Origin of the sequence: Alcaligenes sp. SDU_A2 (assembly GCF_038237375.1) — a bacterium.
Classification (GTDB): domain Bacteria; phylum Pseudomonadota; class Gammaproteobacteria; order Burkholderiales; family Burkholderiaceae_B; genus Alcaligenes.
Genome location: NZ_CP151273.1, coordinates 3,347,778 through 3,368,974 on the forward strand (window position 1 = coordinate 3,347,778; position 21,197 = coordinate 3,368,974).

A 21,197-nucleotide genomic window follows, 5' to 3' on the forward strand; every position below is an offset into this window, starting at 1 on the left:
CTTAATGAGCAAGGCTGTCTTGCTCAATCTGATCAATCAGTTCCGCTTCCACCACGGCGGCCAAAGCGGCAATGGTGGGGTCCTGAAAAAACACGGCGGGCGGAACATCCACCCCATACGTGGCTTTGACCTTGGCCAGCAACTGGATCGCCAGCAAGGAATCACCGCCCAACTCGAACAGGCTGTCTTCACTGCCCAGGCCTTGCATGCCCAGCAAATCGCCCCACAGCGCGGCCAAGCCATCTTCCAGTTCGCCGTCCGGCTCCACATATTCGACCGCCAGCGACGGACGGGGATACAACACCGCCTGAGCCGAAGGTTCAGGGATAGCCGACACAGCCAGCATGTCCTGCGCATCGACTCGCCAACGCGCCTGTAGGGCGGTCGTGCTGACCAGAAGCTGAGGCACCCTGCCCTGGGACAGCACCATTTCCAGCAAGGCCATGCCCTGCTGCGGACGTATGCCGATATGGGCAGGCCACTGACTCTGGGCCGCCATGCCGATGTCGCGCCAGCCATCCCAATTGATACTGATCAGCCTGGGCGCGCCCGCCTTGTCGGCCCAGGCGTGCGCCAAAGCATCCAGATAGGCATTGGCCGAGGCATACAAGGACTTGCCCAAGCCGCCCAGAACGCTGGCCAAGGAAGAAAACAACACGACAAAATCCGGACTGTCGGCCTCGATGGCCTGCAAAAGATGCTGCGTTCCCTGAACCTTGGCGGCCAACGCCGGGCCTATATCCTCAGCGCGTAACTGGCTGATGACGCGGCTCTGGGCCACGCCGGCGGCATGCACGACCCCGTGGATCGCGCCCAAGGTCTGACGGGCCGTTTGAAGGGCGGCCCGGACATCGTCTTTGCAAGCCAGATCGGCCACACACGCCAGCACCTGAACGCCGCTGCGTCTTAAAGCATCCAGGCGCGTTTGCCGTTCTGCATCCAGATAGCGCCCAATCAGCACCAGGTTGGCCTGCCAGTGCTGGGCCAGATGTTCGGCGATGTGCCAGCCGATACCGCCCAGCCCGCCGGTAATCAGGTAGGTGCCGCCGCGCCGCAACGCACTCGCGGACGCCGCATCCTGCAGTACATAGGGCTCGTACGACTGGACCCAGCGGTGCCGGCCTCGATACGCCACCGCGAAGGATTGATCCCCACCCTTCAACTCGGCCAAGACCTGCTCCAATGTTTGCTGTTCGGGGCTGGTGCCGTCCAGATCCAGCAATCGGCAATCGATATGTTCGTATTCCTGGCCCATCACCCGGCACGGTCCTTGCAACAGTGCCTTGGCCGCGCACAGATTTTCTGTTCCGGTGACATCGTTCAACGGCGAGGTCAGCACCGTGAATCGAACCGGCGAGTCCCGCAAGGCACCGAAGGCCCTGGCCAGATTCAACAGCCCGGGAATAAACAAGGAGCAGGCCGCAGCCTGCGCCCGGGCCTCGTCACACTCCTCTAAGGCCCAGGTCGCGCAGACCTGCTGAACCAGCTTGCCCTGCGCGCTGATCTCGCTCAGCAAACGCGCCACGTCCTCCTGCCGATCCGCACGCAGCTCCACATGATCGGGCCCCAGACGCCGATAGGCCGGCCCCGCGCTGGCCACAATGGCCGGATACCCGAGTGACTGCCAGCGCTGCTGCAACTGCGCGGCAAACGACAGGTTCGACCCAAAAATCAACAAGCATGGTGCCTGGCCGTCAGCCATCGGCTCAGCCACGCGCAACGCCTGCCGCTGCCAGACCGGTACATAGACATGGGTTCCCGCCTGACACTCTGGTGCCTGCGCATCGCTTACCGAAACGGACACCGCTGCGTCGGGCACATGCGGAGCATCGGCCGCCACCCAGTACGACTGCCGGTCAAAGGCATACAAGGGCAAGGGAATACGCCGGACGTGCTCCATCTTGAACAAAGGACTGGCGTCGATATCCACACCGGACACCCATAGTTGCGCCAGGCAGCACGACACTTGCCCTGCATTGCCGGCCAATTGTCGGGGGTGACTTTGCGAGGCCAGCACCGGCACAGCGCCGCGCCCGGGGTGTTGACGCGCAAGCGCGCTCAGCGTCTGGCCTGGCCCGACTTCCAGCAAAATGCGTCCGGGCAACGCCAGTAAAGTGCCCACGCCATCCGCAAAACGCACCGCGCCGCGCACATGGCGTACCCAATAAGCGGGGTCCACGGCTTGCTCGGGCGATATCCATGTCCCGCTCAGGTTGGAAATAAAAGGAATGGCTGGCGGCGAAAGCATCAGGCCGGACAGCACCTGGGCAAACGCATCGAGCATGGGTTCGACCAGCGCCGAATGAAACGCATGAGAGACATGCAGGCGCCGCAACACAGCGGTCCGTTTGCCTAGCTGGGCCTGAGCCTGCTCAATGGCCGCCACCGAGCCGGACAGCACGCACAAGGCATCCGTATTGACGGCGGCAATGTCGCAACCGTGGGGCAGCGCGGCAAGCAATTGATGCTCGGACAGACCCACCGCCAACATGGCACCGGGTGCCAGCTTCTGCAGCAACTTGCCACGCAGAACCACAACACGCAGCGCATCTTCCAAGGTGAACACGCCCGCCAGGCAAGCAGCGACATATTCCCCTATGCTGTGTCCGATCATGGCCTGGGGGGTAATGCCCCAGCTCATCCACAAGCGTGCCAGCGCATACTCCATGACGAACAAGGCCGGCTGGGTATAGCGAGTCTGGGACAGATGCTCGTCGGCCAGCGTTTCTTGGTCTGGTGCGGCAAACATCATCTGGCGGATATCCAGCCCTAGATCTTTCTCCAATATCTGGCAGCATTCGTCCACGATTTGCCGATATAAAGCATGCTGCTGATACAGACTGCGCCCCATGCCCACATGTTGCGCCCCCTGCCCGGGAAACATAAATGCCACGGCGGGCGCATCCGCCGACACCGAGCCTTGAAAAAAAGCATTCGGGGTTTCCGTCAGAAAGGCCTGCGCGGCCTGCGCTGGCGTATGGGCCAACACGATGCAACGCTGTCCTAAATGGCGACGCCCCGCAATTAAGGTCGAGGAGACGGCCTGCAGGCTGCCACACTCCTGGGAGTGCAAATAATCCGCCAAATTGGCCCTGTTGGCCGACAGCGACCGGGACGTATGCCCGCTGACCGGTAACGCATAGCCGCCTGCCGGCACCGCTTCTTGCCCGACCAGATCCGCTGTCTGGTTCACAGTCTGGCAATGCTCCTGCAAGACCACGTGCGCGTTGGTGCCGCCAATACCAAAGGAGCTGACGCCAGCCCGACGCGCGTCAGCTCCTGCCGGCCAGGGGCGCGTCTGCGTATTGACATAAAAGGGACTGTCCGCAAAATCGATTTGTGGATTGGGCTCATCAAAATTCAGGCTGGCCGGCAGCACCTGATGGCGCAAGGCCAGCGCAGTCTTTATTAAACCGGCCACGCCTGCTGCCGTGTCCAGATGACCGATATTGGTCTTGATAGAGCCCAATACGCAGCTGCCGGGCCGGGCCGGTGCGCCGAAGGCCTGCGTCAAGGCGGCCACTTCGATAGGATCGCCCAATACAGTTCCGGTGCCATGTGCCTCGATATAGCCAATGGAGTCGGCCGGCACATCGGCCATCGCCAAAGCGGCCTGGACCACGTGCGCCTGGCCCTGGATGCTGGGCGCGGTAAAGCCCACTTTCTGGGCTCCATCATTATTGATGGCCGAGCCTTTGATGACGGCGTAAATGGTGTCGCCATCATCAATCGCCTCCTCCAGCCGTTTGAGCACCACCACGCCCGCGCCGCTGCCCAGCACCGTTCCGCTGGCTTTGGCATCGAAAGCACGGCAATGACCGTCCCGCGAAAAGATCGCGCCATTGCGATACAGGTAACCGCCCTTTTGCAACAGATTCAAGGACACCCCGCCGGCCAGTGCCATATCGCATTCATGATTGAGCAACGACTGACAAGCCATGTGCACGGCCACCAGCGAACTGGAGCAGGCTGTCTGTACCGCCACTGCAGGACCTTGCAGATTCAACTTGTACGCGACACGCGTCGCCAATGAATCGGGACCGTTGCCGGCCAGCAAAGACAGCATATCGGTCACGGTAGTACGTTCGTTCAGCGGAGTCTGCGCCAATAAATGACGAATTAAATACACGCTGGCACCGCAGCCCGCAAAAACGCCCACAGCCCGCCCCGCCGACCCGTCCCCCATATAACCGGCATGCTCCAGCGCATGCCAGGCGCACTCCAGAAATACCCGATGCTGGGGATCGAGCAATTGGGCGTCGCGCGGCGTGTAGGCAAACAGCGCGGCATCAAATTGCTCCAGCGCGTCAAACTCTAGTCCTGCCCGTACGTAATCCGGGTCCTGCAGCAGCGCGTCGGGAACACCCATCTGGCGCAATTGCTGCTCACTGTACTGGACCACCGACTCCGTGCCCTGGCAGATGCGCTCCCACAGCGTCTGCACATCTTCGGCACCAGGAAAGCGTCCTGCCATGCCGACAAGGGCAATTTCCAATCCAGTTGTGGTGTTCTGTGCTGTCATGCCAGCCCCCGCTGGGGCGTCTGCTTACGCCGCAACAAGGCCTGCTTCCTGCGCTCGGCCTGCATGTCAATAGACCGTCGTTCGACCTGTTCTTGCATATCGGTACCCACCGCTTGCATAAAAGCCGCTTGCGCCTGAACGCTGGGATAACGGAACAGGTCCATCACCGACAAATCCGTCTGCAAGCCCTTGCGTATGCGTTCATGCAGTTGCACCAACAACAAGGAATGACCGCCCAGATCGAAAAAGTTGTCCCGGCGGCCCACCCGCTCCACGCCCAGCACCTGCGCCCAGATCGACGCCAGCGCCGTCTCCAGTTCGCCCTGCGGCGCTTCGTAGTCCTGGCCACCGACAAACTGCGGCTCGGGCAGCGCCTTGCGGTCAATCTTGCCGTTGGCGTTCAAAGGCAAAGCGTCCAGCACCATGATCACCGCTGGCACCATGTAGTCCGGCAAGCGCTGCGCCAATTGTTCGCGCAATTGTTGGCCCGAGATCGTCGTGCCTGAATCGACGCTAACGGCAATATTTTGAGCCGCAGGATCAAGACCAGCAGTAACCGCGTTCGATACTCGCTGATCCACTACGCCCTGGCCCACCAGGCGATCACCCGATACATAGCCCACCAGTTGCGCGCCCTGCGGCCCCTCGCGGGCCACCACCACCGCTTCGCGCACCCCGTCCAGCGCCAATAACTGGGACTCCACCTCGCCCAGCTCGATACGGAAACCGCGCACCTTGACCTGATGGTCCAGACGGCCCAGGTACTCCAGTTGACCCTGCGCATTCCAGCGCACCAGATCGCCCGTGCGGTACAGCCGCCCGCCGTCCGCACCGAACGGATCGGCCACAAAGCGCTCCGCGCTCAGCGCCGCCCGGTTCTGATAACCGCGTGCCAGCAGATCCCCGCCTATATACAACTCGCCCTGCACGCCGGCAGGTACCAAATTCAAGGAGCCATCCAGCACATAGGCTTGGGTCGCATCGATCGGGCGGCCGATTGGCACCGGCGTGCGACCATCATCCTGGCATGTCCAACGTGTTACATGTATCGTCGTCTCGGTCGGTCCGTATAAGTTCTGCAAGACGCCCGCGCCCAGCCGCTGCACCGACAAGGACTGCACCGCCGCGCTAATCGCCTCGCCACCGCACATGACATGCCGCAGGCTGGGCACCTGCTCGCCGCACTGCGCCAAAAAGGCCTGCAGCATCAGCGGCACAAAATTGACGGTCGTAATCCGATGCTGCTCGATCAGGTCAAAAATACGCTGCGGGTCGCGATGGTCGCCCGGACGGGCGATCACCAGCCGCACACCGCAGCTCAAGGGCCAAAAAATCTCCCAGCACGACACATCGAAGCTGAACGGGGCCTTGTGCAGCACCGTGTCGTCCGCACCCAGCCCGTAGGTATGCTGCATCCAGCCCATGCACTGCGACAGCGCCCGGTGACGCACCGCCACCCCCTTGGGCTGACCCGTGGAGCCAGAGGTGTAGATCAAATAGGCCAACTGTTCGCCATGCACCGCCACCGCCGGGCAGTCCGGGCGATACGCGCCGCTATCGAGCCGGTCCACCAGCACCAGACTGACGTCTGCCGGACGCCAGGCCGAGGTGTCCACCCCGCTGCGGCTCAACAACAAACCCATGCCGCTGTCCTGCGCCATATAGCCCAGGCGCTCGGGCGGGTAATCCAGGTCCAGCGGCACGTACGCCGCCCCGGCCTTGAGCACCGCCAGTATCCCCACCACCATCTCCAGCGAACGCTCCAGCGCAATGCCCACCCGGTCTTCGGGCCGCACCCCGCGCGCGATCAAGGCGTGCGCCAGTCGATTGGCCTGCGCCTCCAGTTCGCCGTAGGACAGACTCTGTCCCTCGAACACCAGCGCCGGAGCGTGCGGTGTGGACTGCGCATGCATGCTGATCTGTGCGTGAACGGGGCTGGGCGCAACCTCGCATGCTGCGCCGCTTCCCCACGACAATAGCTGCGCCCGCTCCGCCGTCCCCAGCAAAGGCAGAGCTGCCAGCACCTGCCCATCGTCCGCCAGCATGGCCTGCACAAGCGCCAAATAATGCCCGGCCATCCGGGCAATCGTGTCGTCAGCAAACAAAGCACTGTCGTACACGAAACGCACGCTGGCACCATGTCGAGCGTGCTCTCGTACCTCCACGCTCAACTCAAACTGGGCCTGCAAGGCATCCAGCCTGACTACGCTTGCCGACAGGCCGCTGTTGCGGGCAAAGCCTGAAAAGTCTTCGTGCAGGTAATTGAACATCACCTGAAACAAAGGATTGACGCCGGGGCTGCGCTCAGGACGCAACACATCGACCAGTTGTTCAAACGGCAGATCCGAATGCGCCATCGCTTGCCGGTGACTCTGGATCGCCTGCCCGATCAGACCCGACAGCGTGTCGCCAGATCTGAAAACCTGCTGCAACACCACCGTATTGGCGAAAAAGCCGACCATCCGTTCCAATCCCGGATAGTGGCGATTGGTCACGGGCACGCCAAGTCGAATGCATTCTTGCGCCGTATAACAATGCAGCAGTAACTGCAGTGCGCACGAAAAGATCACAAAAGGCGTCGCGCCTGTGTCTCCGGCCAGATGCTGCACCTGGGCAAACAAAGATGGCGCTATATCGAGTTCGTACTGCGCCGCTGGCCGCGAGCCCTGCTTCGCCGGCAGAAAATCATGCGGCAGCTTCAATACGGTGTGCTCCGAGCCCAAAGTGCGCTGCCAATAGTCCAGGCTTTGCGCATGATCCGGCCTGCCGGCACTGCCCACCCATGCTGCATAATCCACGTACTGCAGCACAGGCTCCTCGGGCCAAGAGCCCCGATCGAGCAAGGCGGCATAGAGCGCGCCCAGATCCTCCAACAGTACCTGCATGGAGGCCGCGTCCGAAATAATGTGGTGCATCACCAAGACCAGCAAATGACGCTGCTCCGATTGGCGGATAAGCGCGGCCCGAACCGCAGGCCCTTGCAGCAAATCAAAAGGACGCTGTAAAAAATGCGCCATATAGCGTGTCAGCTCGGCCTGCTGCTCGCACTGCGCCGGACCAGGCTCCAGCGGCACCGAGACGTTCTCCAGCAAACACTGGCGCACCTGACCATCGTCGGTCAGCATAAAACGCGTGCGTAATGCCCCATGTCGCTCGACAAGGCACTGCACGGCCTGCTCGAACACGTCCAGATGCAAATCCCCCTGGATCTGCAAAGCCCCCTGGACATGGTAAGCGGTGCCGTCCGGGTCCAGTTTCCACAGGAACCACTGGCGCTGTTGCTCAGCCGATAAAGGCTGGGCCTGACTACGCTGCCCGGGTTCCAGCGGCGGGATGCGCAGGGGCGCATTGCGCTGCGACTTTTGCAGCCTGCGTATCGCCTGAGCCATCTCGCCCAACCTGGGATAAAGAAAGACATCGCGCGGCTGAAACAACACGCTGTAGTGCCTGCTGATGCACATGGCCAGCTGTGCGGCAGTCAACGAGTTGCCCCCAACCATAAAAAAATGGCTGTGTGCTTCTGGTGCGTCCGACCCTGCCTGTCCGAGCACCTGCGCCCAGAAAGCCGCCAACTGTTGACTGACGGAATCAGCCATCCCTGCAGCCTGCGGGGAGCCATGAGATGCTTCCCCGACCACCAAACGTCCATTTTCAAAAATGGCATAGGCATCGAGCGTATTCTGCTGCCACTGGGCACGGCAGGCCTGACGCTGCAACTTGCCACTGGACGTCTTGGGCATGCCCGAGGCATTTAACAATGCGATCACCCGAGGGGCCTGGCCCAGATGGGCACCCAGCGCATCGGCAATTTGACTCGCCACCTCCTGAGGACCGACCCGTTTCTGCACGCCCCGCGAAACCTCTGCGGCAATCCCCACACCCTCATCCCCATTGAGCTGCACCGAAAATGCCGCAACCCGGCCTTTGCGCACCGCCGCCACGCCATCTTCAACCAGTTTTTCAAGGTCATGCGGATAAACATTATGTCCGCGCACAATCACCATGTCTTTCAGGCGGCCGGCAATATACAGGTGATCTTGATGCTGAAACCCCAGGTCGCCTGTGCGCAGCCACCGTTTGCCCGATGCATCGGCCACAAAGGTCTGCTCACTGGCCTGCGGGTTGCGCCAGTAGCCGGCGGCGATGCTGGGGCCGCTGGCCCAAATCTCGCCGATGCACTGCTCGGTCTGCTCTTGCAGGCTGAGCGGATCGACAATGCGCAACTCGTGCCCAACCGCAACCTGTCCGCACCCCACCAGAATTGCCCCGCTTTCATCAGGCTGCACCTGTCCCAACGACAACAAAGACGTGCAGAAGCGTTGTGTATGCAGACCCGCGCCGCGACGGCCGCCAGTAATGAACAAGGTCGCCTCGGCCAGGCCATAGCAGGGGTACACGGCCTGCGGGGCAAATCCGCAAGCGGCGAAACGATCAATAAAATCCCGCATGGTGTCATGGCGCACCGGTTCCGCGCCCGTATACGCAACCCGCCAATGGCTCAAATCCAGACCAAGACAATCTTGCGGCTTGATACGGTCCAGACACAGGCGATAGGCAAAATCCGGACCGCCGCTGATGCTGACCTTGTAACGATCCACCAACTGCAACCAACGCAAGGGACTGGCCGTGAAGTACTGCGGCGTGCAGAGCACGCAAGCAATGCCACTGTAGAAAGGTTGCAGCAAACCGCCGATCAAGCCCATATCGTGAAACAAGGGCGACCAAACGCCAAAACAATCGTTGGAGCTGACCGACAGCCCGCTGCGGATGGCCGCTTCGTTCGCCATCAGGCAAGCATGGGTCACCATGACGCCCTTGGGAGCCGAGGTCGACCCCGAGGTGTACTGCAAGAAAGCAATATCCGACAACGCTGGCTGGAAAGAGCGCCACTGCGAGGCATTTTCGGGATCGACCTGATCGACCAGCACCAGATCGACAACGCCTAGTTGCTGCGCCAGACCCGACACCAGCCCGGCGCAACGGCTGGGGGCCAGAATCAAACTGGCTTGTGCGTCCTGGGCAATACCCAGCAAACGTGCCGCATGCTGCGGCCGGTTGGACTCAGGGGGAAAGACAGGTACTGCAATAACGCCGGCCGCAAAACACGCGAACAAGCTGAACACATAATGCTCATCGTTTTCCAACAGCAGCAGGGCTCGTTCGCCCGGGCGCGTTTTCTTTTGCAGCACAGCAGCCAGGGCGGTCGTCCGCTGCCAGATCTGCGCATAAGTAAAAGTACGCTCGAACGGCTCGCCCTGCTCTACCCCGACCACCGTCAGGGCTGTATCAGAACCACGCTGTCCGGCCAGGTGCATCAGCCCCTGCACGAAGTCGGCAGGCGGCACAAATGCGTCTGCGCAGGAGGCAAAGGTAGTGTGCATCATCATCCGCTTTTCCTTTGTGCAAGCCGACGCAAGCAGACCTTGCGGCGCACCGGCATCGGAGTCCATGAGGCATGGACGGCAATAAACTATGTGAAATCCTGGATGCGCCGACTAAACAGACCGCAATAGATGGTTGATGCGCTCAAGCACCTGCGCCTGCTGTTGCCAGATAAAAAAGTGGTTCCCCTCGAACCAGTCCAGCGTGAAGCGGCCGGCCCCTTCCTGCCTCCAGGCATGCAGGCTGTCCGGCTTGATATCGTCCTTCTTGCCGGCCAACACATGAAGCGGCACCGGCAGCCTTGCCGGCTCATCATGCGAAAAGGTGTCGCACACGCGGTAATCGGCCCCCAGGGTATCCAGGGTCATGCGCAGCAGCTCCGCATTGGCAAACACCGCTTCGGGCGTACCCCCTTGGTCGCGCAGATCCTCGATCAAGGCCTGATCGGTGTCCTTGTTCGCAAAACGGTCCGGGTCTCGGACAGAGGGGGCAGGGCTGGCCGACACCAGCAGCGCCCGTGGCAACGGGTATTTATGTTGGCGCTGATGCAAGGCCATGCCGTACGCCAGCAGCGCCCCCATGCTGTGTCCGAACAATACATAGTCGCCTTGCAGGTGCTGGGCATATTCAGCGCATAATTTCCGGACCAGGGCCAGGAAGTTCTCCTCGCACGGTTCATTCATCCGGGTGCCGCGGCCAGGCAGCTCCAAAGGTATCAATTGCACGACGGGCGACAGGTGGCGGCGCCAGCGCAAATACATGGTTGCACTGGCACCGGCGCAGGGCAGCGCAAGCAGCTTGAGCGTCATGGCTGGACGCTGTCGGCCTGGGCTTGCTCCTGCATCCATTTCCTCAAGGACAAAGGACGCATATCGGTCCAATGCATCTTGACGTAATCCAGGACATGCTGCTTATCGCCCTGGACTCCTTCCACGGCTTGCCAGCCACCGGGCACCGCCTTCCACTGTGGCCAGATGGAATACTGTTCTTCGTGGTTCATCAGGACAATGAACGTCTCGTCCTCGCGATCAAAACAACTTGTCGACATCGCCAACTCCTGAAAGGTAATGATTCTTATTACCCAAAGACGAAGTAGGAAGCTTTTTGTTCAATCCAGTCCGTTCTTATCAGGTTTTGACACATCAAGGCGCGCCACAGCCCCCATTCATGCCATGCCGTACTGCACAAACGCACGGCATATATCGCATTGCATCAGCGCTTCCCGAACATTTTTCAAGTAAATATTGACGGAGGCCGCCGAGCATTGCAGCTCGGCGGCAATCTCCCGTTGTGTCATATTCTGAGCGTAATGCAGCATAAAGGCCCGACGCTGGCATTCAGGCTGTATGCTCAGCTTGGCCAACACGGCGCTCCAGACTTGTTTTAGGTAGATGGTCTGTTCGGGCGTACGGCAGGCAGACTGCACGGAATCCAAGGTCTGCTCGCCATTATCTTCAATCAGATGCACGCCTTGCTTGGCGGTACGACGGTAAATATCCAGCGCAATATTGCGCACGACCTGGCAACAATACGCTTTTGCATTGCGTATTTCAGGGGGAGAGCTGCCATGACACACGCGTACATACGCATCCTGGATGATCTCTTCGGCAACGGCCAGATTTTTGACAATGTCAAAAGCAATCCGTGCAAGCTGCGCCCTGTCCTTTACAAACACAAGGCACAAATGCTCTTTACATAGGGCAGCCTGTCCTTCAGCATGCAACATACACCCACCATAAAAATGCAAATGCGATTGATTCTCATGAGCATTCTATATGATGATTCTGTTTCAACAATCAAAACCATTTTTTGCCGGGTCAGACATTTCCCCACGCCAATAAGCACCAGGATATGAGAGCACACAACAATTAGTTAACATATTATTTATATATAAATAATTTATTCGGCTTTTAAGATTTTTAACTGACTTTATTTCTCCATACATTCCAGCCATTTAGGACTCCTATTTCCAATAGGACTCCTAAATGGCTTTCAAATTAATCAACAAAATCGTACAGGACCGAATCCACGTTTCTGTCCGTATTCGCAAGCCGCCTCCTCCAACAACTATAGAGGTTATTTTGCAACAATGGGCGTATCAGCAACGAAACCACGACAGCCAATACGCGCTACCCATACGAACAGTTCAGAAAATAAAAATCCCTGCGCCGCATATCAAGCGGCACAGGGACCGGGCAAACTACATTTTTACATCTGATCTTTATCGGACGTTCCGATGGGTGTCACTTTTTTACTGCTTTTGCGGAGCGTACAAATACAATTCCACGCGACGATTCATGGCACGGCCTTCAGCGGTGGCATTATCGCCTATCGGCGAGTTGGGACCACGGCCTTCAACCATCAAGCGGCCCTGGCCTACGCCCTGCTGGGTCAAATAATTGGTGACGGCGCTGGCTCGATTGACAGACAGTGTCTGATTAGTCTGCGCCGAACCGGTGCTATCGGTATGGCCAACCGCTTTGGCGCGCAATTCGGGATGCTGCACCATGGAACGCGCCACACTATCCAGAACCGGCAGCAGAGCCGGCTTTAACTGATACTTGCCAGTATCAAACGAGACGCTGCTGGGAATATTGACGCGCAGACTGCCGTCGGGCATTTCCGTCACATCCACGCCCAGGCTGCTGGCACCGGACTGCTGGACATCTTTTTTGATACCCGACCAGTTATAGGCCGCGATCCCGCCGGCCAAGGCACCGATACCGGCACCGATGGCGGCTGCCTTGCTGCTGTCGCCGATCAGTGCACCAAGACCGGCACCGACGGCAGCACCCGCACCTGCTCCGACGGCAGTGCGTCCACCAGTCCCCATATTGTCCATGGTGCTGCAACCAGCAAGAATGGCAAAAGCGCCTGCGCATGCAGCTAATTTGGCTGAACGAATGGAAATTGTCATTGTTTTCTCCGTAAACTCGAAATTAAGTACCAGGGGCCTATCGAGCGTCTCTATGCTAGCAAGGCTAGCCCAGAGGCGGTGTTACAGAATGACTCCAAACAAAGGACTTCACAATTCTTGATCCGATATGCAGCATTGTCAAAGAGCGGCACCCGATAGGTGCCGCTCTTGCCATATATCAGAACAATTCTGCTCCGGAACTGGCTACCACTTCCTTGTACTTCTTCAGATCGCGACTGACAAGATCGCGGAACTGCGCCACGGTGCCCGGCTCAGCGTCCGATCCCATGACGGCCAGCGCCTGACGGACCGAGGGTTCCATCAGAGCCTTGGCATAGGCATCGTGCAGTTTCTGAACGACGGGTTCGGGTGTCCCGCCAGTTACAAACACGCCGAACCAGGTGCCCAGGTCAAACGGTTTGACACCGGCCTGTTCCATCGTCGGCACATCGGGGAAAAAATTGGAACGCTCGGTCGTGGTCACGGCCAATGCCTTGACGGAATCGGCTTTGATCAGCGGGGCGGCCGAGGCCAGGTTGTCGAACATAAAGTGTACCTGCCCGGCCAGCAGCGCAGTCTTGGCCGGAGCCGCGCCCGCATAGGGCACGTGCACCGAGTCGATCTGCGAACGTGTATTTAGCACTGCGCCGGCCAGATGGCCTGCGCTGCCGTTGCCGCCCGAAGCGAAATTCAGCTGCCCCGGATGCTGCTTGGCATAGGTCACCAGATCCTGCACCGTCGCAATCTGCTTGCTCTGCGCAAATTCCTTGTTGACGATCAGGACATTGGGTACCGAGGCCACCAAGGCGATCGGCTCGAAGCTTTTCACCGGATCAAACGGCACTGTCTTGTACAGCCAAGGGTTGATCGCATTGATGGCAACCGCTCCCATCATCAAGGTATAGCCGTCCGGTGCCGCCTTGGCAACGATGCTGGCACCGATATTGCCACCCGCGCCCGATTTGTTTTCCACCACCACGGTACCAAGGTCGTCCTTGACGCGCTCGGCCAACAGACGCGCCATGCTGTCCAAAGGACCGCCAGGAGGATAAGGAACCACGAACTGGATGGGTTTGGAGGGAAAGGCGTCTTGGGCCTGGACGGCGGGAACCGCCATCACGGCAGCCACGCCCGAGACGGCCAACAGCCACTTGCGTGCACAAAGCATCGAACTATCCTTCTTCAACATAAAACAAGCCTGCATCAAAAAGACACAGGCGTAAAACCACGCAGGCCATCAGTGAATGATCTGACTGAGAAACTCCCGCGTGCGCTCGTTCTGGGGGGCATCGAAGAACGCATCCGGCGTATTTTGTTCGATGATCTCGCCCTGATCCATGAATATGACCCGATCGGCCACTTTGCGCGCAAATCCCATTTCGTGGGTAACACACAGCATGGTCATGCCAGTATGGGCCAGCTCCACCATGACTTCCAGCACTTCCTTGACCATTTCCGGGTCCAGCGCCGAAGTGGGCTCGTCGAACAGCATGATTTTCGGCTCCATGCACAATGAGCGCGCAATCGCCACACGCTGCTGCTGCCCTCCTGAAAGCTGACCGGGGTATTTATTGGCCTGCTCGGGAATACGCACTCGTTCCAGGTACTGCATGGCCAAAGCCTGCGCCTGCGCCTTGGTCTTGCGGCGCACCCACATCGGCCCCAACGTCAGGTTTTCCAGAACAGTCAGATGCGGAAACAGGTTGAAGTGCTGAAACACCATGCCTACATCGCGGCGTATGGCCTCGATCTGGCGCAGGTCATTGCCCAGCTCCACGCCATCTACAATGATCTGACCCTGCTGATGCTCTTCGAGCCTATTGATGCAGCGGATCAAGGTGGACTTGCCCGATCCGGACGGCCCGCAGATCACGATACGCTCACCACGACCGACCTCCAGATCGATGTTGCGCAGCACATGGAACTGACCATACCACTTGTTGACGTTCTTTAGCTGAATGATGGCGTCTGCCATGCATAACTCCTCGTAGGACCCGCTGGGCCGCTATATAGCCGCAACGGCATGTCTCAACGTTCGTATCCGGTCTGCAGGCGCCGCTCCAGAGAGCGGCTGTAACGAGAGATCGAATAGCAGAATACAAAGTAAATCAAGGCGATGAACAGGTAGGCTTCGGTGCTGAAACCACGCCAGGCGGCATCGGCCAGCGCCACCTTGGCGGCCTGGGTCAAATCGAAAATGCCGATGATCACCACCAGAGACGTATCCTTGAACAATGAAATGAAAATGCCCACCAGAGGGGGAATCACGATTTTAAGCGCCTGCGGCAGCACAATCTTGCGCATGGTCTGCCAGTAGCTCAGGCCCAGGGACTCGGCACCCTCGTATTGCCCTTTGGGAATGGCTTGCAGACCACCGCGCACGGTTTCCGCGATATAGGCGGCCGCGAACAGGATGATGGCGATCTGGGCGCGCAGCAGCTTGTCGATGTTGAAGCCTTCGGGCATGAACAGCGGCAACATGACCGAAGACATGAACAGCAAACTGATCAAGGGCACCCCGCGGATCAATTCGATGTACACCACGCACACCGCCTTGACGGCCGGCAAGTGCGAAGTGCGGCCCAAGGCCAGCAGCAGGCCCAGCGGAAAAGCAAAGGCAACGCCGAACGTGGCCAGAATAAGGGTCAGGGGCAAACCACCCCACAGGCTGTTTTCCACATAACTCAGGCCCAGCACGCCGCCCCACATCAACACGCCCACCGCCGTCAGACCAACCAGCCACAACAAAGGCAGCCAGGGCTTCCAGAACCAGCGCACACAGCTGCATACAATCAGCAAGGTCAGCAGAACAGAGGCCAGGAGCGGGCGCCACTGCTCGTCGTAAGGGTAGATGCCGAACAGGATCAGGCGATGCTTTTCACGTATGAAGGCCCAACAGGCTCCGGCGCTGGCACGGCACTCCTGGGCGTTCTGCGCGCCGAAATTAGCCTTGATGAACAGCCAGTCCACCAGAGCAGGCACTGTTAAAAGCAGCAGCCACAGCACCAATACCGTCAAGATGGCATTCAGGGGCGATGAAAACAGATTTTCGCGCAGCCAGCCCAAGACACCGCGGTGCAGCGAAGGGGGAGCCGACAAGGTAGAGGTTTGCGCAGCGGTCATTTAGCGCTCCACCAGGGCAATGCGGTTGTTGTACCAGTTCATGAAGATCGAGATCGACAGACTGACGGTCAGGTAAGCCGCCATGATGATCAAGATGCCTTCAATGGCCTGGCCGGTCTGATTCAAGGTGGTATTGACCACCGAGACGATATCCGGATAGCCGATGGCCACGGCCAACGAACTGTTCTTGGTCAGGTTCAGATACTGACTGGTCATGGGCGGAACGATGACGCGCAGCGCCTGCGGCAAAATCACCAGCCGCATCATACGGCTGCGCGACAGGCCCAGGGCTTGCGCCGCTTCCCATTGACCCTTGCCCACCGACTGTATCCCCGAGCGCACCACTTCGGCCACAAAAGCGGAGGTATAGATGATGAGCCCGGCCAGCAACGCCGCAAATTCCGGCGACAGGGTCAGTCCGCCCACAAAGTTGAAACCACGCAGCTCAGGCATATCCAGCGCCAGCGGCGCGCCACTGATCAGCAACGCGGCAGCCGGCACCAGCAACAGCACCACCAGCCCGACTCTGGCCACCGGAAAAATGTTGCCTGTCAGTTCCTGACGCCGCCTGGCCCAGTGCGCCATCACCACGACCAGCACAATGGCCAACGCCAGACCAAGCAGTATCCAACTGAGTCCGTCGCCCTGCAGCGCAGGCAGTTTCAGGCCGCGATTGGACAAAAATACGCCGTCTACTGGATGCAGAGCCTGACGCGGTCCCGGCAAGGCTTCGGTAATCAGCGCATACCAGAAAAACAATTGCAGCAGCAGCGGCACATTACGCATGACTTCGACATATAAGCCGGCCAGGCGCGACACCAGCCAGTTTTTAGACAGACGCGCAATGCCCAGCACCGTGCCAAACACTGTCGCAGCAACAATGCCGACGACAGACACTTTAAGCGTATTGAACAGGCCAACCAGAATAGCGCGCCCATACGTATCGGAAGGCGTATAGGCAATGGGAGTCTCGCCGATGGCAAAACCGGCCTCGCGCCCCAGGAAATCAAAGCCCGTGGAAATATTACGCACCGCCAGATTGTGCAAGGTGTTGGAGACCAGATACCACACACAAAAGCCCAAGACGCCCAGAATCAAGACCTGATAGAGGATGCCGCGCGTAAACGGATCGTTCCAGGACAGGCGGCGGCGCGGTGCCTGTGGCGTAGTTGTGTTGTGTGCCATAGCGTAAAACCCGTGTTTGCAGCACTACGCGTAGCCCTGCTGAATGGCCCGCGCCCGGTCGCCTGACCGAAGCGCGGAAACAGATGGAAAAGATAAGGAATCTTAACGCACCGGCCACCCGTACATCAGACCTCCATTGCGCCATTGAGCATTCAGGCCGCGATCCAGCTTCAAGGGCGTCGTCTTACCCAGATTACGCTCAAAGCTTTCGCCGTAATTGCCCACTTGCTTGATGATGTTGTAGGCCCACTTATTGTCCAGTTTCAAGCCTTTACCCAGCTCCCCGGATACGCCCAGTATGCGCTGTATATTGGGGTTGTCGCTTTTGGCCTTTTCGTCCACATTGGCCATCGTGATGCCGTACTCTTCGGCCTCCAGCATGGCGTTCAGGGTCCAGCGCACCAGTGTGAACCAGTCATCGTCGCCCTGACGCACCATCGGTCCCAGGGGTTCTTTGGAAAAATCTTCGGGCAGGATATCAAATTCGTCCGGCGTCGCCTGCGCAGCGCGCACGGCCGCCAACTGCGACTTATCAGTCGTGAAGGCATCGCAGCGTCCCGATGTAAACGAACGCATCGCCTCTTCGGGATTGTTGATGACCACAGGATTGAACTTCATGTTCTGGGCCCGAAACCAATCGGCCAGATTCAACTCGGTCGTGGTGCCTGGCTGTACGCAGACCGCCGCGCCATCCAATTCCTTGGCGCTTTTCACGCCCAGCGTCTTTTTGACCATGACGCCCTGGCTGTCGTAATAATTCACGCCGGCGCTCATCAGGCCCAGCGTGGTGTCGCGGGCAATGGTCGCCGTGGTGTTTCGCGTCAGTACGTCCACTTCGCCCGATTGCAAAGCGGTAAAGCGCTGCTGGGTAGTCAATGGTGTTACCTTGTACTTGCTGGCATCACCGAACACAGCCGCAGCAATCGCGCGGCAGACATCCACATCCAGGCCGCTCCAGTTACCTTTGCTGTCCGCCAAAGAAAAGCCGGCAATGCCGGTCGAGATACCGCACTGGACAAACCCCTTCTTCTTAACGGCATCCAATGTCTCGCCAGCCTGTACGGCGGCACCAAATGCCATTAAAGCCACACCGCATGCAATGGTTTGTACGAACCTCATGGAATGTCACCTCCTGTTTACTTTTGGTAAATGGATGCAGATTACAATTGCAGCTAAGCTGTTGGTATCCAATCGTAAGACCTGCCAGAGGAAACAAATATGGGGAGTTTCCCTCTCAGGCAGCCGGCCCCCGACGACACCCGGTCCGGCTTTGGCCCGCCAGATCGCCCGAATTGCCATCGTGGCATTCCAGTCAGACTTTTCTTTGATTTTCCATTGCGATGATCGAGTTCCAACACGTTTTCAAGTCGTATGGCCGCAGCAAGAATATTCTTGCCGACATCAACTTCCGCATCCAGGCCGGTGAGTTCATCTTCGTCTCCGGTCCATCCGGAGCCGGCAAGTCCACCTTGCTGCGCCTGATCGGCGGCCTGGAGCCGCCCAGCCGCGGGTCGGTGCAAGTCAATGGGCACCGGCTGGACAAGCTTTCGGCGCGCGCCCGCCCCTATCTGCGCCGCGCCGTGGGCGTGGTGTTGCAAGACACCCACCTGCTGTATGATCGCAGCGCCCTGGCCAATGTCACCCTGCCGCTGGCCGTCGTGGGCCTGGACCCGCGCACAGCGCAGGCGCGCGCCCGCGCCGCCATGGAAAAAGTGGGCTTGCGCGGCAAAGAGGACTTGACGCCGGTGGAACTATCCGGCGGGGAGCAGCAGCGCCTGGCCATCGCTCGGGCCATCGTCAACCGCCCGGCCATCCTGATCGCGGACGAACCCACCGCCAATCTGGACGCCGACAACGCCAAACGCATCATGGATGTACTGATGGATTTCAACCGGGTCGGCGTCACCACGCTGATCGCCTCGCATGACCTGACGCTGATGGCGCGCTACGCGCGCCGCACACTGCTGATCCGGGACGGCCGTTTCGAGGACCATCCAGGAGTCATGGCATGACGCGCTGGCTCCGGCATCACCAATACGCGCTGCTGACCGCACTGCGCCGTCTGAAAACCCAACCGTTTTCGTCACTGTCCAATCTGGTGGTCATTGCCCTGACTCTGGCCGTGCCTATACTAGGGGCCGCCATCCTGCTGGCCGCCCAACCCGTGGTGCGCGAAATTCCGATTTCGCCTGAGATGACGGTCTTCATGGAGCAGGATGCCAAGCTGGAACAGGCCCAGGCCCTGACCGCCGCCATCAACAAGGACTTCGCCCCGGTGCTTGCCCAGGCCCGCCTGGTCAGCAACGAGCAGGCCTTGGGCCAGCTCAAGGGCAATCCTACCTGGGCCGACGCACTGGCCGTACTGCCCAGCAACCCTTTGCCCCATGCCATCGTGCTGACCTTGCACGACGCGCCGGACCTAGCCGCACGGGCCGATACGCTGGCCCAGGCGCTCAAAGAGCGCGATGGTGTAGACAGCGTGCTGCTGGACAGCGAATGGGTCCAGCGCCTGGAGGCGATTCTGCGCTTTGTGCGCATAGGCTTGTGGATTCTGATGGCTGGCGTAGGCGTGGTGGTCATTGCCACCGTCTTTAACACGGTGCGCCTCCAGGCCCTGAGCCAGCGCGATGAAATAGCCGTGGCGCGCCTGGTCGGCGCAACCGAAGCCTTTGTGCGGCGTCCCTTTTTGTATATGGGCGCGCTGACCGGCCTGCTGGCCAGCGCACTGGCCAGCGGCCTGGCGCTGCTGGCACTGACGCCATTGAATCACGCTCTGACACGGCTGGCCGCCAGCTATGGCGTCCCGCTACAGTTGCGCCTGCCCGATTTTTCGCTTTTGCTGACCGCCGCCGTGCTGGTGGCCATACTGGGAGCGCTGGCGGCGCGCTGGTCCGTTACCCGCAGTACCCAATACTGATGCCTTTACCCGAACCCTGTACACGCACGCTGGCAGAGCGCGTGGTGACTTGGCAAAAACAAGCCGGTCGCCATCACCTTCCCTGGCAGCACACGCAAGACCCCTACCGCGTCTGGTTGTCTGAAATCATGCTGCAACAAACCCAGGTCAGCACCGTCCTGGGCTATTACCAGCGTTTTCTGGAGCGCTTTCCCAGCGTGCTGGATCTGGCCGCCGCCGATCAGGACGAGGTCATGCCCTACTGGGCTGGCCTGGGCTATTATGCGCGCGCCCGCAATCTGCACCGCTGCGCACGCGAGGTGGCCGAACAATGGAACGGACACTTTCCGCCCACCGCTGCCGAGCTGGCGACACTACCGGGCATAGGCCGATCCACCGCCTGCGCCATCGCTGCATTCTGTTACGGCGAGCGCAGCCCCATCATGGACGGTAATGTCAAACGAGTCTTTACGCGGTATTTCGGCATTTACGGACAGACCCAGAAAAAAGCGGTGGAAAACGTCTTGTGGGACAAGGCCGAGCAAGCCGTCGCGCTGTCCCGCGCCGACCTGGACATGGCTGCCTATACCCAGGGCCTGATGGATCTGGGTTCGCAGTGCTGTACACGCAGCAAGCCCACCTGTAGCGTGTGCCCCTTGCAAGCGGACTGTTATGCCCATACGCATCAAGCGCAGGCCGAACTGCCCAGTCCCAAGGTGCGCACGCGCCAGAATGAGCGTTACTGCCATGTGCTGGTTCTGGAACAGGACGGCCAACTGCTGCTGGAGCAACGCCCCGATACAGGCATATGGGGCGGCCTGCACACCCTGCCGCAATTCGATGACGAACAACAGCTGCACGTGGCCGCGCAGCGCTGGTCCGCACAAGAACCGGTGGCCCTGGCTTCGTTCCAGCATGTATTTTCGCACTTCAGGCTGCACATCACGCCCTGGCTGCTGCAAAGCGATGCGCCTGTACTGGCCGAACCCGCCGCCCGCCAGAACTGGCTGGCGCTAGACGCCCTGCCGCAGGCGGCCTTGCCGGCCCCGATACGCAAGCTGCTTGATGGCCTGTATGCGCCAGACTCCAACGCGCAATTGACGTTAGCCGAACACCCTTGACGCACCCTGCGCACTAGCGGGGCTTGATAAGCCCGCGCAGCGATGCCGGCA

15 protein-coding genes are annotated in these 21,197 nt (G+C 59.7%); 3 read left to right on the forward strand and 12 right to left on the reverse strand.

Annotated elements, in window-relative coordinates; genetic code table 11:
• Window position 1: 1 nt before the first annotated feature.
• The 12 genes from AADW57_RS15345 to AADW57_RS15400 form a co-directional block, all read right to left on the reverse strand.
• Window positions 2-4,522 carry a type I polyketide synthase gene (locus tag AADW57_RS15345; RefSeq protein WP_341667754.1) on the reverse strand — a complete coding sequence of 1,507 codons (4,521 nt, stop codon included), beginning with the start codon at window positions 4,520-4,522 and terminating at the stop codon, window positions 2-4.
• Window positions 4,519-9,909 (reverse strand): amino acid adenylation domain-containing protein, encoded by a 5,391-nt coding sequence (locus tag AADW57_RS15350; RefSeq protein WP_341667755.1) that lies wholly within the window; start codon window positions 9,907-9,909, stop codon window positions 4,519-4,521. The genes AADW57_RS15345 and AADW57_RS15350 overlap by 4 nt, the downstream gene beginning before the upstream one ends.
• A gap of 108 nt (window positions 9,910-10,017) precedes the next feature.
• The gene (locus AADW57_RS15355) at window positions 10,018-10,713 is read right to left on the reverse strand and encodes a thioesterase II family protein (RefSeq protein WP_341667756.1); all 696 of its coding nucleotides are present in this window, start codon (window positions 10,711-10,713) and stop codon (window positions 10,018-10,020) included.
• On the reverse strand, window positions 10,710-10,952 hold the full coding sequence (locus tag AADW57_RS15360; protein WP_341667757.1) for an MbtH family protein: 243 nt from the start codon (window positions 10,950-10,952) through the stop codon (window positions 10,710-10,712). The genes AADW57_RS15355 and AADW57_RS15360 overlap by 4 nt, the downstream gene beginning before the upstream one ends.
• 117 nt (window positions 10,953-11,069) lie before the next feature.
• On the reverse strand, window positions 11,070-11,630 hold the full coding sequence (locus tag AADW57_RS15365) for an RNA polymerase sigma factor (protein WP_341667758.1): 561 nt from the start codon (window positions 11,628-11,630) through the stop codon (window positions 11,070-11,072).
• A 63-nt stretch (window positions 11,631-11,693) separates the two neighbouring features.
• Window positions 11,694-11,858 carry a hypothetical protein gene (locus AADW57_RS15370; protein ID WP_341667759.1) on the reverse strand — a complete coding sequence of 55 codons (165 nt, stop codon included), beginning with the start codon at window positions 11,856-11,858 and terminating at the stop codon, window positions 11,694-11,696.
• Between the two features lie 297 nt (window positions 11,859-12,155).
• Window positions 12,156-12,737 (reverse strand): OmpA family protein, encoded by a 582-nt coding sequence (locus AADW57_RS15375; protein WP_341669718.1) that lies wholly within the window; start codon window positions 12,735-12,737, stop codon window positions 12,156-12,158.
• 262 nt (window positions 12,738-12,999) lie between these two features.
• Window positions 13,000-14,010 (reverse strand): Bug family tripartite tricarboxylate transporter substrate binding protein, encoded by a 1,011-nt coding sequence (locus tag AADW57_RS15380; RefSeq protein WP_445819155.1) that lies wholly within the window; start codon window positions 14,008-14,010, stop codon window positions 13,000-13,002.
• A gap of 48 nt (window positions 14,011-14,058) precedes the next feature.
• Window positions 14,059-14,796, reverse strand: a complete 738-nt coding sequence (locus AADW57_RS15385; protein WP_341667760.1) for an amino acid ABC transporter ATP-binding protein — start codon at window positions 14,794-14,796, stop codon at window positions 14,059-14,061.
• Between the two features lie 53 nt (window positions 14,797-14,849).
• Entirely contained in the window at window positions 14,850-15,944 is a 1,095-nt protein-coding gene (locus AADW57_RS15390) for an amino acid ABC transporter permease (protein ID WP_341667761.1), read from the reverse strand.
• The gene (locus tag AADW57_RS15395; RefSeq protein ID WP_341667762.1) at window positions 15,945-17,129 is read right to left on the reverse strand and encodes an amino acid ABC transporter permease; all 1,185 of its coding nucleotides are present in this window, start codon (window positions 17,127-17,129) and stop codon (window positions 15,945-15,947) included.
• Window positions 17,130-17,231: 102 nt separating this feature from the next.
• Entirely contained in the window at window positions 17,232-18,248 is a 1,017-nt protein-coding gene (locus AADW57_RS15400; RefSeq protein WP_341667763.1) for an amino acid ABC transporter substrate-binding protein, read from the reverse strand.
• 221 nt (window positions 18,249-18,469) lie between these two features.
• Between AADW57_RS15400 and AADW57_RS15405 the strand changes: the two genes are divergently transcribed.
• Genes AADW57_RS15405 through mutY form a run of 3 tightly spaced genes read left to right on the forward strand, consistent with a single transcriptional unit; the run spans window position 18,470 to window position 21,146 of the window.
• A complete protein-coding gene (locus tag AADW57_RS15405) occupies window positions 18,470-19,141 on the forward strand; it encodes a cell division ATP-binding protein FtsE (protein WP_341667764.1) in 672 nt (223 codons plus the stop codon).
• Window positions 19,138-20,046 (forward strand): cell division protein FtsX, encoded by a 909-nt coding sequence (locus tag AADW57_RS15410; RefSeq protein ID WP_341667765.1) that lies wholly within the window; start codon window positions 19,138-19,140, stop codon window positions 20,044-20,046. The genes AADW57_RS15405 and AADW57_RS15410 overlap by 4 nt, the downstream gene beginning before the upstream one ends.
• Window positions 20,046-21,146: an A/G-specific adenine glycosylase gene (gene mutY, locus AADW57_RS15415; RefSeq protein ID WP_341667766.1), complete on the forward strand. Its 1,101-nt coding sequence runs from the start codon at window positions 20,046-20,048 to the stop codon at window positions 21,144-21,146. The genes AADW57_RS15410 and mutY overlap by 1 nt, the downstream gene beginning before the upstream one ends.
• Window positions 21,147-21,197 lie beyond the last annotated feature (51 nt).